Genomic DNA, 14,346 nt, shown 5'->3' with positions numbered 1-14,346 from the left:
TAGCTTAAATTGAAAAAAGATTAGCATCTAAATAAGATGCTAATCAATGCTACAAACAGAGGCAGAGCAATCTTCACAAGCAATTTCACATTTTAAAAATTGTAAATCGTGGATTGTAATCTTTCCTTTATGAATAGAAATTGTACCTTGCTTTTTTAATTCATTTAACATTCGATTTACACTTTCACGTGAAGTTGCACAGAAATTAGCAAGTTCTTGATTCGTTAATGGTAAATCGATGAGAATCCCATTTTCTTTTAATACACCGTAACTATTTGTCATTCGTATAAGAGTAGAATACAGGGCACCTTTTTTGCCGTGTAATACTAAATCTCGGAACTTCGTTTGCATTCTTCTTAAATGTTCACTAATCCATTTCATAAATTCAAATACAAGTGCGGGTTTTTGGAGCAATGCTTTTTCTAAGGTTTCACGCTTTATAACCCCTACTTCAACATCTTCAAGGCATTTTGAATTTAATAAATACTTCGCATTGTCCGTGAATAATGTTAATTCTCCAATAATGTCGTATGCCGAACAAATACGGAGTGTTAATTCTTGCCCGTCAGCACTTAATTTACTAATTTGTACTTTTCCTGAGTGGATGATATAGAGCTCTGTTGCCTCCATACCTTCTTGAAAAATAAAACTACCTTTTTTAATTTGCATTTTATATTCAACAGATGCAAGTAATTCTTTTAAATCTTGAGATAATGTCATACTGTTTGCCACAGTGATCACCTTTCTTCTTATAAGCAATACATTTCCTATTTTGAGTGTAAGTATGATGAAAATGCAAGAGCTATTTTAAAAATACATTGAAATTTCAATGACCGTAAGGGGGAAGTGATTTTCAATTTTTAGTTTGAAAAATTCAATAGACAAAGTGGATGAGATTAAAGATGTGAACAAAATTCGAACGGATTTGTGAAGAATTTTTGAATGGGGAAAGTAATGTGAGAAAAGTCACATTGAATATGTAGCTTCTTTTTTATAATGAAGGCAAATAAAAAAATGAAAGCTTACTAAGGATTACAGCAGAAAAGAAGGGATATAGATGCACGAGAACATGAAAGATTCTTTAGAACGGCCACTTCAAGATTTACGTATTTCAGTTATTGATCGTTGTAATTTTAGGTGTACATACTGTATGCCTGCTGAAGTGTTCGGACCTGATTACGCTTTTTTACAGGAAGAGCTTTTATTAACGTTTGATGAAATAGAAAGATTAGCGAGATTATTTATAAGTCTGGGAGTCAATAAAATTAGGCTTACTGGCGGTGAACCGTTATTGCGTAAAGACTTACCGATGTTAATTGCAAGACTTGCAAAGCTAGAAGGCTTAAAAGATATTGGACTCACAACAAACGGTATTCATTTAGCAAAACAAGCAAAGGCGTTAAAAGAAGCGGGATTAAAACGTGTAAATATTAGTTTAGATGCGATAGAGGATTATGTCTTCAAAAAAATTAATGGACGAAATGTAAATACAAAACCTGTACTGAAAGGAATTGAAGCAGCAAAGGCTGCTGGATTAGAAGTAAAGGTAAATATGGTCGTAAAAAAAGGAATGAATGATAGTCAAATTCTTCGTATGGCTCGTTATTTTAAAGAACAAGACATTCAGCTCCGTTTTATAGAGTTTATGGATGTGGGCAGTACAAACGACTGGAACTTTGAACAAGTTATTACGAAGGAACAATTAATAGAGAAGATTAATCGCGTATATCCAGTTGAGCCCGCTCAGCCTCGTTACTTTGGAGAAGTTGCGAAATTGTATCGATATGTAGGGAGCGATGCAGAAGTTGGGTTTATTACTTCAGTATCTGAGTCATTTTGTTCTTCTTGTACGAGAGCTCGTATCTCGGCAGACGGCAAGTTTTTCACGTGTCTATTTGGAACGAAAGGAACGGATTTGCGAACGCTTCTTCGAGGAAATATTTCTGATGCATCACTATTAAAAATTTTACAACATACATGGCGATATAGAACAGATCGATATTCAGATGAAAGAACGGCGGAAAGTACAAATCAACGTCCAAAAGTTGAAATGTCCTACATTGGCGGATAGTGAGAGGAGGATTCCCTATGCAAGAGCGATATGCAAGGCAAATATTGTTTTCTGGAATTGGTGAAATAGGACAAAGAAAAATAAGAGAAAAGCATGTGCTCCTAATTGGTGCAGGTGCATTAGGAGCTGCGAATGCAGAAACACTCGTTAGGATGGGAATTGGGAAATTGACAATCGCTGACCGTGACTACGTGGAATGGAGTAATTTACAGCGGCAACAGTTATACATAGAAGAAGATGCGCAGCAATGCAAACCGAAAGCAATTGCAGCGGCAGAACATGTAAGGAAGATTAATTCTGAAGTAAAAATTGTACCAGTTGTAACGGATGTCACAATGCAAGAAATAGAAGAGTTAACAAAAGAAGTGGATCTCATCATAGATGCGACTGACAATTTCGATACGCGCCTACTTATAAATGACATTTCACAAAAAGAAAATATACCTTGGATATATGGTGGATGCATTGGAAGTTACGGTGTAACGTATACAATTCTTCCTGGGAAAACACCATGTTTTCGCTGTCTAATGGATCATCCTATGGGCGGTGCAACATGCGATACAGCCGGAATCATTCAGCCAGCTGTACAAATGGTCGTTGCTCACCAAGTAACAGAGGCGATGAAAATATTGGTGGATGATTATGAGTCGTTAAGAGGAACGATGTTATCATTTGATATTTGGAACAATCAATATCTTTCATTAAAAGTAAATAGACAGAAAAAAAGTACATGTCCATCTTGTGGGAAATCACGAACGTATCCAAGTCTAGCATTTGAAGCGCAGATGAAAACGGAAGTGCTATGCGGACGGAATACAGTTCAAATCCGTTCAGGAATAAAGAGAGATCTTAATTTAAACGAAATTCAAAAACGATTACAAAAAAGTGTACATGTCCAAAAAACGCCTTACTTACTATCATTTCTAATTGATGAATATCGTTTCGTTTTATTTACAGACGGTAGGGCATTTATTCATGGAACAAATGATGTGAAAATAGCAAAACGATTATACGCAAAATATATAGGATGAACAGAAAGAGCGTTGCCCCTTATTAAAACGAGGTGAAAAAGAATGTTAGAAAAACGTATACCAATTCCGGTGGCAGAAGCAGTGGCACGTGTAATGAAATACGCTCATCAAGGTGAAATAGAAAAGGTTTCTCTTATAGAAAGTTACGGAAGAATTCTTGGAGAAGATGTTATTGCAGATCATGATGTCCCTCACTTTGATCGCTCTCCATACGACGGGTTTGCGATTCGAGCAGAAGATACAAAAGAAGCGAGTAGTAGTAACCCCATTCAGTTTGAAGTGATTGGCGAAATTGGAGCAGGTTTTGTTTTTCCAGAAGAAGTGAAACCATTTCAAACTGTCCGTATTATGACAGGTGCCGCAATTCCAGCCGGATGTAATGCAGTTGTTATGTTAGAGCTAACTGAAGGATTTGAAGAAAGTGAAAAGACTTATATGAAATTGAAACGCTCCTTTATTGCTGGGGATAACATTTCTTTTAAAGGTGAAGATGTAAAACAAAATACCATCCTTGTGAAAAAAGGGACTGTTATTAACCCTGGAGTAGTGGCGCTTCTTTCTACGTTTGGTTATAGTACCGTTTACGTTGTAAAACAGCCGGTTATCGGAATTGTAACGACAGGAAGCGAACTGCTTGAAGTACATGAACAATTAAAGCCAGGGAAGATTCGAAATAGTAACTCCTATATGATAGCTGCTCAAGTTGAACGAGCGGGCGGAGTTGTACAGTATTATGGACAATTCGCTGACGATTTTGAGACGTGTTATAACACTGTGAAAAAAGCGATAAAAGAAGTCGATATTTTAATTACAACTGGTGGCGTTTCGGTAGGAGACTATGACTATTTACCTGCTATTTATGAGGAATTACGAGCTAATGTGCTTTTCAACAAAATAGCGATGCGACCAGGAAGTGTGACAACTGTAGCTGAGCTAGAAGGAAAACTATTATTTGGTCTATCTGGTAATCCTTCAGCTTGTTATGTCGGTTGTGAATTATATGTTCGGCCAGTCATTGGAACATATTTGCATAGAAAAGATTCGCACGTATATCGTACAGAGGCAATATTACAGAAAGACTTTCTGAAAGCAAACCCATTTACTCGTTTTGTACGAGGGAAAGTGGAAATTGTAGATGGAACATTGCAAGCTACACCAGTTGGTTTAGACAAATCTAGTGCAATTTCTTCACTTGCAGGGGCGAATGCATGTATCGTCCTGCCGGGAGGAACGAGAGGATTTAAAGCAGGAATAACTGTCTCGGTACTGTTATTAGAATCAAGCGCCGGAAGTGAGTGGCCGTGGGAAGAACCACTTCGATCATACAAATAATAGAAAAATAGATTGCTAACTTATACAAAGATAAGAGGTGCAAGATGGCACATACGTATTATGAAGTAATTGATACACCTATTTCAATTGAAGAAGTTACAAACAAAGTAATTCGTCGTGAATGTGGCGCAGTTGCGACTTTCATTGGTACTGTTAGAGAATTTACGAAAGGCCGTCGTACGCTATATTTAGAGTATGTAGCATATAAGTCAATGGCGGAGAAACAGCTTAAGAGAATTGGCACCGAAGTAGGAGAGATGTGGCCTGGGACAAATGTCGCCATTACACATCGCATTGGTACATTACAAATTTCTGATCTTGCTGTTGTCGTCGCTGTTTCTACACCACACCGGAAAGCTGCCTATGAGGCGAACGAATATATTATGGAGCGTATAAAACAAATTGTTCCAATATGGAAGAAAGAGTTTTGGAAAGATGGTGAGTCATGGATAGGTGATCAGTTAGAGAAGGTAGCGTATGCAAATGGTGAGCCTGGAAAGGAGATGAGAATATGATTGAAGTACTATTATTTGCACATTTACAAGAAGAAGTAAGTAAGTCAGCATTACACATAGGTTGTGAAAATATTACGGTTGCTGAACTAAAGGAAGTCCTTATTACGAAATACAACGTAGCAATTTCAAGTGAGATAATGGTCGCTATAAATGAAGAGTATGCAAATGAGGATGATATCATTCAAACTGGCGATGTCATAGCAATGATTCCGCCAGTAAGTGGTGGTTGATTCTTTTCAGCCTAATCATGTTAGGACGTGATTAGGCTGGAGGGAATGAATATAACTATGCATACATAGGAGGGAACAGGATGAAAGGTCCTAATTTTCAATTAAGTTTACAAACTTCTAATCTAGTTATCGGTTTTATGGTATGGGTTATTTTATCATCATTAATGCCTTATATTAAAGCGGATATTCCATTAACTGCGGGACAAATTTCTATGGTAACAGCAGTACCGGTTATTTTAGGTTCTGTTCTTCGTATTCCAATTGGCTATTGGACAAATCGTTTCGGAGCAAGAAAATTATTCTTTATTAGTTTTATTCTATTATTATTTCCTGTCTTTTATATTAGTGTTGCCAATTCTATGATGGATTTAATTATTGGTGGATTATTTGTAGGAATTGGTGGAGCTGTATTCTCAGTAGGGGTAACTTCTTTACCAAAATACTTTCCGAAAGAGAGCCACGGTTTTGTAAATGGTATTTACGGTGTCGGTAACGCCGGAACAGCAATCACTTCGTTTTTAGCACCTGTTATCGCAACTTCAGTTGGTTGGAGAACGACAGTACAATGTTATTTAGTTTTACTTGCAGCATTTGCACTTATGAACTTTTTATTAGGTGATCGTAAGGAGAAAAAGGTGAATACACCATTAATGGAACAAATAAAAGGTGTATATAAAAATGAAAAACTTTGGTTTTTATGTATCTTTTACTTTTTAACATTCGGATCATTTGTCGCATTTACAGTATACTTACCAAACTTTTTAGTATCTCACTTCGGATTAGAAAAAGTAGATGCAGGTATGCGGACAGCCGGATTCATTGTACTCGCAACAATTATGCGCCCGATTGGTGGTTGGCTCGGTGATAAGTTTAATCCATTTAAAATATTAATCTTCGTATTTATCGGTTTAACACTTTCAGGTATTATTTTATCATTTATGCCTAGTATGAACGTGTATACATTTGGTTGCCTACTAGTCGCATTTTGTGCAGGGATTGGAAATGGTACAATCTTCAAACTCGTTCCAATGTACTTCTCAGAACAAGCCGGTATTGTAAATGGGCTCGTTTCAGCTTTAGGCGGACTAGGAGGATTCTTCCCGCCACTAATTTTAACATTACTATTCCAATTAACAGGTCATTATGCAATTGGATTTATGGCGTTATCAGAAGTCGCACTTGCTTGTTTAATCATTACAGTATGGATGTATAGCCAAGAGAAATTGTTAGTGATGTTAAAGAATCATTAATAAGGAAAAAGAACCGTCCCAAAGTATTTTGGGATGGTTCTTTTAGTAATAGGCTTCAACATGTTTTTATTGCTATCTCAACAAACGCTTGTTTTCTATAAGAATGTGCTTTTAAAATGAAAAACAGAAGGTTGATGGAATTTTATTTTAAAATATAGATGTCAAAAGTTATTTAATTAAAGGGCAGATTAGTTAAGGAAATCTTAAATCTATTCTAAAGATCGAACTCATTTTTAGAATGCAAATATTTAATTGAATCGGGATGTTTAGATGAAAAAAATATAAGTCCACTCAAGATAAACAAGTATCAGGTGTGTTAGGTGACTCAAGCGACAAGTATGGAATTGATGTAAGTATTCTTCGCATAGTAACTGCAGTATCAGATTTTTTTAGGGCAAGATTTTTTGGTAAGGCTAACGGATATTGTGAAAAAAGTACACTTAAACTAAAGAATACAGTTTAGTTCAATAAGATAAAGTTATGAATTTGTATAAATAATCTATAATTTTCTTTATGAGTCATATTTGATATGTTAAAGAAAAGAGAGCGTTTAATCCAACTAAAATATATGTAGAATGAGGTTTTAAATGATTATTTTTATTATATTAGACGTAATATTACCAATATTAATATTGCTGCTAATTGGTGCAATTTTACAAAGGAAGTTCCAATTTAACTTAAAGCAGCTATCTACACTTATTACTTATTGCTTGATGCCAGCGGCTGTATTTATGAATATATATGATATTAGTATAGAGACAGGTTTGTTGCTCCAGATAATATACTATTTAATGCTTTATAGTTTGAGTCTGATCATAGTAAGTCATTTCATTTCAAAAACATTAAAGTTAGAAAAAGGAGAAAGTGCAGCTCTAAAAAATAGTATTTCGTTAATGAATTCCGGTAATTATGGATTACCAGTAAGTCAATTGATTTTCAGTCACAATCCAGTGGGGGTTTCCATTCAAATTTTTATTGTGATTTTCCAGAATCTTTTAACTTATTCATATGGGATATATAACTTACTATCAGCAACAAAAACAATCGGAAGTATTATTCAATCATTTCTAAGACTGCCTGTACTTCATGCGCTTGTATTAGGGGTTCTCTTTCAATCTTTTAAAATTCAAATACCTAATTCTATCTTTCTACCTCTTAATCAGCTTGCGAATAGTTTTGTTGCAATAGCAATCATATTGCTAGGAGCGCAATTATCTAACATTAAGCTTAATTTTTTCCATCGAGTCATAACATGGGCTTTAATTGGAAGGTTACTGATAGGACCATTATTAGCACTTGCCATGATCTATCTACTAAACATTGATGGTATTGTTGCACAATCATTATTTATTGCAAGTTCTTTTCCTACTTCAAGAAATACATCAACCATTGCTATGGAGTATCAAATAGAGCCTGAACTACATGCACAAATCGTTTTATTTTCAACACTTTTCAGCATTGTTACAGTAACTGTCGTTATTTATTTGTCATATATTTTGTTTTGAATATACGTGCAAAAACGAATAGATTTGAGGCGGTAAATGATGGACGGAAATCCCATCGATATGAGAAGAAAACAGTCTTAGATATATTGGGTGTCGTTTACAATTGTACCATGTCTGATCATCAAGCAGTTTAATTCAAAAAAAGGAAACGCATTAGGGGTTATTTCGGATGCAAATCTTTAAAGCATCTACATATAGACTTGCGAAAAAAGACACAATTTCGCTTATAATTGACGTTACATGAGCTTAGTTTGATAGCGATGGGGTAGGAGTGTCAAGTAAGAATTTTTTCTTTATTGATTTTATGTGGTTTTTCCGCAAAATTGTAACTAAGGAGGGATTCCAAGTTGAGTAAACAGAATATCAGCACAAAAGTTTCAGGAGATATAATTGTTACCCATCTAGTTGGAAATATAAAAACAGATGATGTGTATGAATGGTTTAATGGTTTTGAGCAGGTTTGTCAGCAATTCATTTCTGAAGGGCGGAAATACAAATTGTTGGTGGATAGAAAAGGATACACGCCAAATCATTTTTCTGTTCAAAAAGTATGGAAAGAGAAGTTCTTCAATGAAATCATTTTGAATAACAGTAAGGCAATTGCATTTCTCCTTGAAGAGGGGGAGATAATGGATTATTTACAACAATCTAATACGAAAGAATCTGTGAGATTTTTTGATGATTATGAACAAGCGCTAATTTGGTTGAATGAATATCCAATATAAAACCTGTATTGAAGCAGTTGCTCTCAAGCAACTGCTTTTTTTGTCCGTAATTGTTGCCGCTATTTTTCTTCACAGATTCTTGTCCAATTGTTTGTCTGATCCTAAAAAGCGAAACTAAAGCAAAAGGAACAAACGCCTCTAAAAAACGTTTGTTCAAAGTTAATTACTATTTTAGCTAAGTGATAGATTACATTTTATGAGTACGAGAAAGCTTGTTTATAAGTTTAGGAAATATAGATGTTAGTTCCTGCTTCAAATGCTTCGTAAACGATGGATCTTTACCTGAAGTTGAAATAGTGACAACATATTCATCATGTCGGATGACACCAGGTGTGTGAAACGATGATTTTGTACCATCACTTACGACGTTAACCCACTGGAAATCATGGGCGGCCTGTTTGACCATCATATTTACAGCATGTTGATTTGTAGCTGCATAAATAAGATGAGCATCTTTAATATCATTATTACTAAAAGCTTTTTGCTTCCAAGTAATATAAGGAAGTTCCTTCATTTCCTCGCAAATTTCTGGGCTGATAACGGTGACAAAAGCGCCTGTATCCTTTAATCCGGCCGCTTTTCGATATGCGATTTTACCACCACCAACTATAACGACCACTTTTTTATTTAAATTAAACATAAGAGGGTACATGTTATACATATATGCATTCCTCCATTCGTTCTAATAATGTTAACTTCATGTATCTATCAAACTGAAGACAGTTACAAGTTGTAACGTGATCGTATTTTTTTGCATGCAATTTAATTTTTTGAAGTAATAATCCGGTAAAGAGAAGGTACGGCATGACATATACATGGGATGAAGTCGATGTTATAGCCTTGAGCTCAGCAGTAAAAGAGGGAGTTCCTTTCGTTAAAAAGGAGCACGATACTGGCATACTGAGTTTTCGTTCGACGGCTGCTCCGATTTGTTGTAATTCATGTAACGGCTGTGGATCACTACTGCCTCTCCCTACGAGTAAAACACTACTACCTTGCATTGGCATAGTTTCACGTATTCTTTTTACTACAAGTTCAACCATATGTGGATGTGTACTAAAAGGTTGTACAACTGAAAATGTTATATGTGGATATTGCTTTTGTATTTTCTCTATCTCAAAAGGAATATCACGTTTATAGTGAGCTGCTGCAAATAATAAAACAGGTACAATCATTATTGCAGTTGCACCCTCTAGTATTGCTTCTGTAACTGCATTCGAAATGGTAGGTGTCGTTAGTTCTAGGAAAGCTATTTTTTGAATCCGTTCGTTACGTTCTTTTATAACAGATTGAATAAAGTGAATGAATTGTTCGTTACCTTTTTGTAAGCGGCTCCCGTGTCCAACATATACAATTCCTTTCATCGTACCACCAAATCTTTCTTCATAATCATGTCTTGTAATTGCTCATCTACATTATGAAAACCGACTTTATTCGCATAGTGTAAAGTTGGAACGTCGGTATACGAGAATGGGAGAGTAAGAATATTGATAAAGCCTAGGCGTTTTATTTCTGCTAGAAACGTATCAATAGAAGCACGACCTTCAAATACAATGCTGTCCCATGAGAATTCAGAAAGCATACGGGAATGAATTTCATCGAAGCGATGATCAATTGTGTACTCATGAGTCATCATATAGGAACCAGCACCAATTTTTTCTTGAATAACAGCAATTCGGTTAATGTTTCGTCCTAAATAAATCGTTGAATTCGAAGAAAATTGCGCAGGTTTACTTAACAATCCATATTGCATAAGCTTTTCTTGAATAGAAAGGTTCATATACTGAAGCTCTGCCTGTAAGGAGCGAATATCTTTATGATATTTACTACATGATTGCACTAAGATGTCTACACTCTCAGCGGAACAAAATACAAGACGATCAACGTTAAAAATCTTATTAATTTGTTCAAAGGTTAATGTGTATTCTTTCTTTTGGAAAATTGGAATTTGATATATTTCTGCACCGGACTCTTGTAACATTTGCTTTATTGCGCTTTTTTTATTTGTTGCAGATGCAAGTAAAACTTTCTTGCCGTGCAATGGCTTGCGTTCTTTCCAAGAGATTTGATTACGTAAGGAAACAACATCACCAACAATTGTCATAGAAGGGTTAGAAATATTTTCGTCTTTGACGATAGAAACAATGGTGGACAGTGTCCCTGTGACTACACGTTGTTTACCAGTTGTACCCCATTCAATGACGGCTACTGGTGTATCTTTTTTCTTTCCTGCTTGTAGTAAGTTTTCACAAATTGTAGGTAAGTTTTTTATACCCATGTAGTAGGCGATCGTGTCGCTATTATAGGATGAATTATATTTTCCATGATCGGTTAAAGGGCCTTTTGCATGCCCAGTTAATAAAGTGATGCTATTACTGTAGTTACGGTGGGTGAGGGGGATACCTGCATAGCTACTAGCGGCGATGCTAGATGTAATACCTGGTACGATTTCATATGGAACGTTCGCTGCTGCTAAAGTTTCTGCTTCTTCACCAACGCGGCCAAAAATAGATGGATCTCCGCCCTTTAATCGGACAACGATTTTTCCTTCTTGTGCGAATTGAAGGAGGTGGGCGTTAATCATTTCTTGTCGCATAATATGATTCTTTGGCATTTTGCCGCAATACATAAGTTCACATGTTTCTTTTGTATAACTAAGAAAGAAAGGGTTTAATAAACGGTCATATAAAACGATATCTGCACGCTTTAAACAATCTATCGCTTTCTTTGTAATAAGCCCTTCATCACCTGGTCCTGCACCAACTAAATATACATATCCGTTCATAATCGCACCTCTTCTATTTTTATGTAAAAGGAAGCCAGAGGAGGCTTCCTTTCGTAAATTACATGTTTATATAAATGTCACCATCAATAACTTCTACTTCGTATGTTTGGATACAGCCGTCATCAGGTTTTTGCACTTCACCTGTTAGTAATGAAATTTTCCAATCATGCAGTGGACAAAAGACGAATTCTCCAGATACAATTCCTTCTGCTAACGGTCCGTTTTTATGAGGACAACGATTTTCTACAGCTCGAATATCTCCATTTGAAAGGCGGAATAGGGCGATAGACATACCATTCATTTGCACCTCTTTACCGATTTGAATAGGAAGGTCTTCCGCACGCATAACTTTTATTTTTTCTTTCGTTTGTATCATATAGATCACAGCTCCTTATTTCACAGTTTCTACTTCATACATCGCTTTTAATGATTTCGTTTCTAGTGCTTGTCCCCATGCTTCTTTATATGTGCCACGAGCTTTTTGGAAACGTTCATTTAACTTAGCGACCATATTTGCATCTTGCAGTATTTCTTTTATGTGATCGAAGCCTAAACGTTCTGTCCAGTAGGCAGTACGCTCTCCATAAATACCAGTTTCACGATAATATTGCATATAAGCTGTAGCGATGCGAAGGACATCATCTTCAGTAGGGACAATCATTACAAAATCAGCTTCGCGTACTTCCGTACCACCATTTCCGCCAATATAAAGTTGGTATCCATTTTCGACACAAACAACGCCAAAATCTTTCGTCAGTACTTCCGCACAGTTACGCGGACAGCCCGTTACACCCATCTTCATTTTATGAGGTGTATCTACCATTTCTAATGATTGTTCAAGCAACATACCAAGTCCTAATGAATCTTTCGTACCGAAACGGCAGAAGCGAGAACCAACACATGATTTTACATTACGAAGCGATTTTGAATATGCATATCCCGAAGTCATATGTAAGTCAGCCCATACGTTAGGTAAATCTTGCTTCTTAACACCATATAAGCCGATTCGGCTTGCACCTGTAATTTTCACAAGAGGAACATCGTACTTTTTCGCAACTTCAGCAATTTTCATTAAATCATCAGCTGTTGTAACGCCTCCGTACATGCGTGGAATAACAGAGAATGTACCATCGTGCTGGATGTTACCATTCATTCTTTCATTAACGAAACGGGACGATTTATCATCTTCATATTCTTCTGGAATCGCCATACGTAAATAGTAGTTTAAAGCAGGACGACATTTTGAACAGCCTTCTTCATGTACAAAACCAAGAACATTTCGTACTTCTTTTGGAGATTTTAAGCCTTTCTCGTGAATGGCCGCTACGACTTCATCACGGGATAAAGTTGTACATCCACACATACCGGCAGATTGCGCTGAGGCATCAAAAGCATCTCCAAGTGTATGAGATAAAACTTGTTCCACAAGCGGACGGCATTTACCACAAGAACCTGCGGCTTTCGTACAGCCCTTAACTTCTTCAAAAGTCGTTAACTCTTGTTCTAAAATGGCGTGAACGATTGTACCTTTCGTAACACCATTACATCCGCAAATCGTGTCATCCGCACTCATTGTAGCAACGTCAAGTGCACTTTCTTCACCAGCTTTGTGGAGAAGGGAAGCGGCTGTATATTCTTGTATATCCTCTTCTTTCTTTAACATGCTAAAGAGGCGTGTACCGTCAGCTGTGTCACCATATAAAACGATACCGACGACTTTATTGTCACGAATTAATACTTTTTTATAAGAACGTTTACATTCATCAAAGATGGATATTGCTTTCGTTTGGTCATCTTCATAAATTTGGCCAGCAGAGAATAAATCACAACCTGCAACTTTTAATTGCGTACCGACGATACTGCCCGTATATCCATCAGTTTGTAAATTCGTTATATGTTTTGCTAATATCGCACCTTGTTCATAAAGAGGAGCAACAAGTCCATATGCGATACCGTCATGTTCTGCACATTCTCCAACTGCATAAATGGATTCATCATTTGTTAGCATATAGTCATTGACTACAATACCGCGATTTACAATTAAACCAGCATCTTTTGCTATTTGCGTATTTGGGCGTATTCCGACAGCCATTACGATTAAATCACAATCTACAACTTCACCATCTTCAAATTGAATGCCCTCAACATGGTCTGTACCAAGAATTTTTACAGTTTTCTTTTCCATTAGAAATTGCATGCCTTGCGCTTCTAAATCTTCGCGTAATAGAGAAGCTGCTTTGGCATCTAGTTGTTGCTCCATTAAGCTTGGCATTAAATGAACGACATATACGTCCATTCCTAAATCAATAAGACCTCTTGCAGCTTCTAAGCCAAGTAATCCACCACCAATGACAACAGCCTTTTTCTTTTCATTAGCGGTATCAATCATAAATTGTGTATCTTCAATAGTTCGAAATCCTGTTACGCCAGGAAGAGTAGAACCTTCAACGGGCAAAATAAAAGCACTAGAACCTGTTGCGATAATTAGTTTGTCATATGTAAGAGTACGATTTTTTTCTGTGATAATTATTTTTTCTTCTCGGTTAATACTTTGAACCCTTTCATCTGTATACAAAGTTATTTCATTTTCCTCATACCAACTATATTCATTCATAATGATATCTTGCATATTTGTTTTGCCTTGTAAAACATGAGAGAGCATAATGCGATTGTAGTTTGGATGTGGTTCATCTCCAAAAATAGTAATCTCATATGAATCACTATCATGTTTTAATATTTCTTCCATACAACGTATGCCAGCCATACCATTTCCGATCATAACTAAACGTTTTTTCATTTTCGTTTCCCCTTTTTATGTGAAGTGTTGAACAAAGGATTATATTTCTATTATAGAAAATTTAAAAAGAGGGAGATGTGATATTTATCACATTTTTACAATGAT

14 protein-coding genes are annotated in these 14,346 nt (G+C 36.1%); 8 read left to right on the top strand and 6 right to left on the bottom strand.

Annotated features, from left to right (window positions below; genetic code table 11):
- Window positions 1-39 precede the first annotated feature (39 nt).
- A complete protein-coding gene (locus DN403_RS14535) occupies window positions 40-732 on the bottom strand; it encodes a Crp/Fnr family transcriptional regulator (RefSeq protein WP_000013863.1) in 693 nt (230 codons plus the stop codon).
- A gap of 325 nt (window positions 733-1,057) precedes the next feature.
- Here DN403_RS14535 and moaA point away from each other — a divergent pair, with 325 nt between their 5' ends.
- From moaA to DN403_RS14495, 8 genes are all read left to right on the top strand, one after another.
- The gene (gene moaA, locus DN403_RS14530; protein ID WP_000545009.1) at window positions 1,058-2,071 is read left to right on the top strand and encodes a GTP 3',8-cyclase MoaA; all 1,014 of its coding nucleotides are present in this window, start codon (window positions 1,058-1,060) and stop codon (window positions 2,069-2,071) included.
- A 17-nt stretch (window positions 2,072-2,088) separates the two neighbouring features.
- Complete coding sequence (locus tag DN403_RS14525; protein ID WP_001158062.1) at window positions 2,089-3,102, top strand: molybdopterin-synthase adenylyltransferase MoeB; 1,014 nt, start codon at window positions 2,089-2,091, stop codon at window positions 3,100-3,102.
- A 42-nt stretch (window positions 3,103-3,144) separates the two neighbouring features.
- Window positions 3,145-4,434, top strand: a complete 1,290-nt coding sequence (locus DN403_RS14520) for a molybdopterin molybdotransferase MoeA (protein WP_000890797.1) — start codon at window positions 3,145-3,147, stop codon at window positions 4,432-4,434.
- A gap of 44 nt (window positions 4,435-4,478) precedes the next feature.
- A complete protein-coding gene (locus DN403_RS14515; RefSeq protein ID WP_000951544.1) occupies window positions 4,479-4,949 on the top strand; it encodes a molybdenum cofactor biosynthesis protein MoaE in 471 nt (156 codons plus the stop codon).
- Window positions 4,946-5,179, top strand: a complete 234-nt coding sequence (moaD, locus tag DN403_RS14510) for a molybdopterin converting factor subunit 1 (RefSeq protein WP_000573687.1) — start codon at window positions 4,946-4,948, stop codon at window positions 5,177-5,179. Before DN403_RS14515 ends, moaD begins: the two co-directional genes overlap by 4 nt.
- Before the next feature lie 80 nt (window positions 5,180-5,259).
- Window positions 5,260-6,429 carry a nitrate transporter NarK gene (gene narK, locus DN403_RS14505; protein ID WP_000678170.1) on the top strand — a complete coding sequence of 390 codons (1,170 nt, stop codon included), beginning with the start codon at window positions 5,260-5,262 and terminating at the stop codon, window positions 6,427-6,429.
- Window positions 6,430-7,016: 587 nt separating this feature from the next.
- Entirely contained in the window at window positions 7,017-7,934 is a 918-nt protein-coding gene (locus tag DN403_RS14500; RefSeq protein WP_000583193.1) for an AEC family transporter, read from the top strand.
- Between the two features lie 347 nt (window positions 7,935-8,281).
- On the top strand, window positions 8,282-8,659 hold the full coding sequence (locus DN403_RS14495) for a hypothetical protein (protein WP_002083297.1): 378 nt from the start codon (window positions 8,282-8,284) through the stop codon (window positions 8,657-8,659).
- Between the two features lie 187 nt (window positions 8,660-8,846).
- Here the strand turns inward: DN403_RS14495 and DN403_RS14490 are convergent, their stop codons facing one another.
- Genes DN403_RS14490 through nirB form a run of 5 tightly spaced genes read right to left on the bottom strand, consistent with a single transcriptional unit; the run spans window position 8,847 to window position 14,241 of the window.
- A complete protein-coding gene (locus DN403_RS14490; RefSeq protein ID WP_000282581.1) occupies window positions 8,847-9,320 on the bottom strand; it encodes a precorrin-2 dehydrogenase in 474 nt (157 codons plus the stop codon).
- Window positions 9,313-10,023, bottom strand: a complete 711-nt coding sequence (locus DN403_RS14485; RefSeq protein ID WP_000676490.1) for a sirohydrochlorin chelatase — start codon at window positions 10,021-10,023, stop codon at window positions 9,313-9,315. Before DN403_RS14485 ends, DN403_RS14490 begins: the two co-directional genes overlap by 8 nt.
- On the bottom strand, window positions 10,020-11,444 hold the full coding sequence (locus DN403_RS14480; RefSeq protein ID WP_086398560.1) for a uroporphyrin-III C-methyltransferase: 1,425 nt from the start codon (window positions 11,442-11,444) through the stop codon (window positions 10,020-10,022). Before DN403_RS14480 ends, DN403_RS14485 begins: the two co-directional genes overlap by 4 nt.
- A gap of 58 nt (window positions 11,445-11,502) precedes the next feature.
- Window positions 11,503-11,820 carry a nitrite reductase small subunit NirD gene (gene nirD, locus DN403_RS14475; RefSeq protein WP_000616697.1) on the bottom strand — a complete coding sequence of 106 codons (318 nt, stop codon included), beginning with the start codon at window positions 11,818-11,820 and terminating at the stop codon, window positions 11,503-11,505.
- Between the two features lie 15 nt (window positions 11,821-11,835).
- Window positions 11,836-14,241, bottom strand: a complete 2,406-nt coding sequence (nirB, locus tag DN403_RS14470) for an NADPH-nitrite reductase large subunit (protein ID WP_149185552.1) — start codon at window positions 14,239-14,241, stop codon at window positions 11,836-11,838.
- Between the last annotated feature and the right edge of the window lie 105 nt (window positions 14,242-14,346).

Source organism: Bacillus sp. AY2-1 (genome assembly GCF_008368965.1).
GTDB lineage: Bacteria > Bacillota > Bacilli > Bacillales > Bacillaceae_G > Bacillus_A > Bacillus_A thuringiensis_S.
Note: the sequence above shows the minus strand (reverse complement) of the source record. Positions and strands in the feature narration are given on the sequence as shown.

Coding starts and splice junctions, on each gene's coding strand:
- moaA (WP_000545009.1), top strand. CDS start 1,058: ATGCACGAGAACATGAAAGATTCTTTAGAACGGCCACTTCAAGATTTA.
- DN403_RS14525 (WP_001158062.1), top strand. CDS start 2,089: ATGCAAGAGCGATATGCAAGGCAAATATTGTTTTCTGGAATTGGTGAA.
- DN403_RS14520 (WP_000890797.1), top strand. CDS start 3,145: ATGTTAGAAAAACGTATACCAATTCCGGTGGCAGAAGCAGTGGCACGT.
- DN403_RS14515 (WP_000951544.1), top strand. CDS start 4,479: ATGGCACATACGTATTATGAAGTAATTGATACACCTATTTCAATTGAA.
- moaD (WP_000573687.1), top strand. CDS start 4,946: ATGATTGAAGTACTATTATTTGCACATTTACAAGAAGAAGTAAGTAAG.
- narK (WP_000678170.1), top strand. CDS start 5,260: ATGAAAGGTCCTAATTTTCAATTAAGTTTACAAACTTCTAATCTAGTT.
- DN403_RS14500 (WP_000583193.1), top strand. CDS start 7,017: ATGATTATTTTTATTATATTAGACGTAATATTACCAATATTAATATTG.
- DN403_RS14490 (WP_000282581.1), bottom strand. CDS start 9,320: ATGTATAACATGTACCCTCTTATGTTTAATTTAAATAAAAAAGTGGTC.
- DN403_RS14485 (WP_000676490.1), bottom strand. CDS start 10,023: ATGAAAGGAATTGTATATGTTGGACACGGGAGCCGCTTACAAAAAGGT.
- DN403_RS14480 (WP_086398560.1), bottom strand. CDS start 11,444: ATGAACGGATATGTATATTTAGTTGGTGCAGGACCAGGTGATGAAGGG.
- nirD (WP_000616697.1), bottom strand. CDS start 11,820: ATGATACAAACGAAAGAAAAAATAAAAGTTATGCGTGCGGAAGACCTT.
- nirB (WP_149185552.1), bottom strand. CDS start 14,241: ATGAAAAAACGTTTAGTTATGATCGGAAATGGTATGGCTGGCATACGT.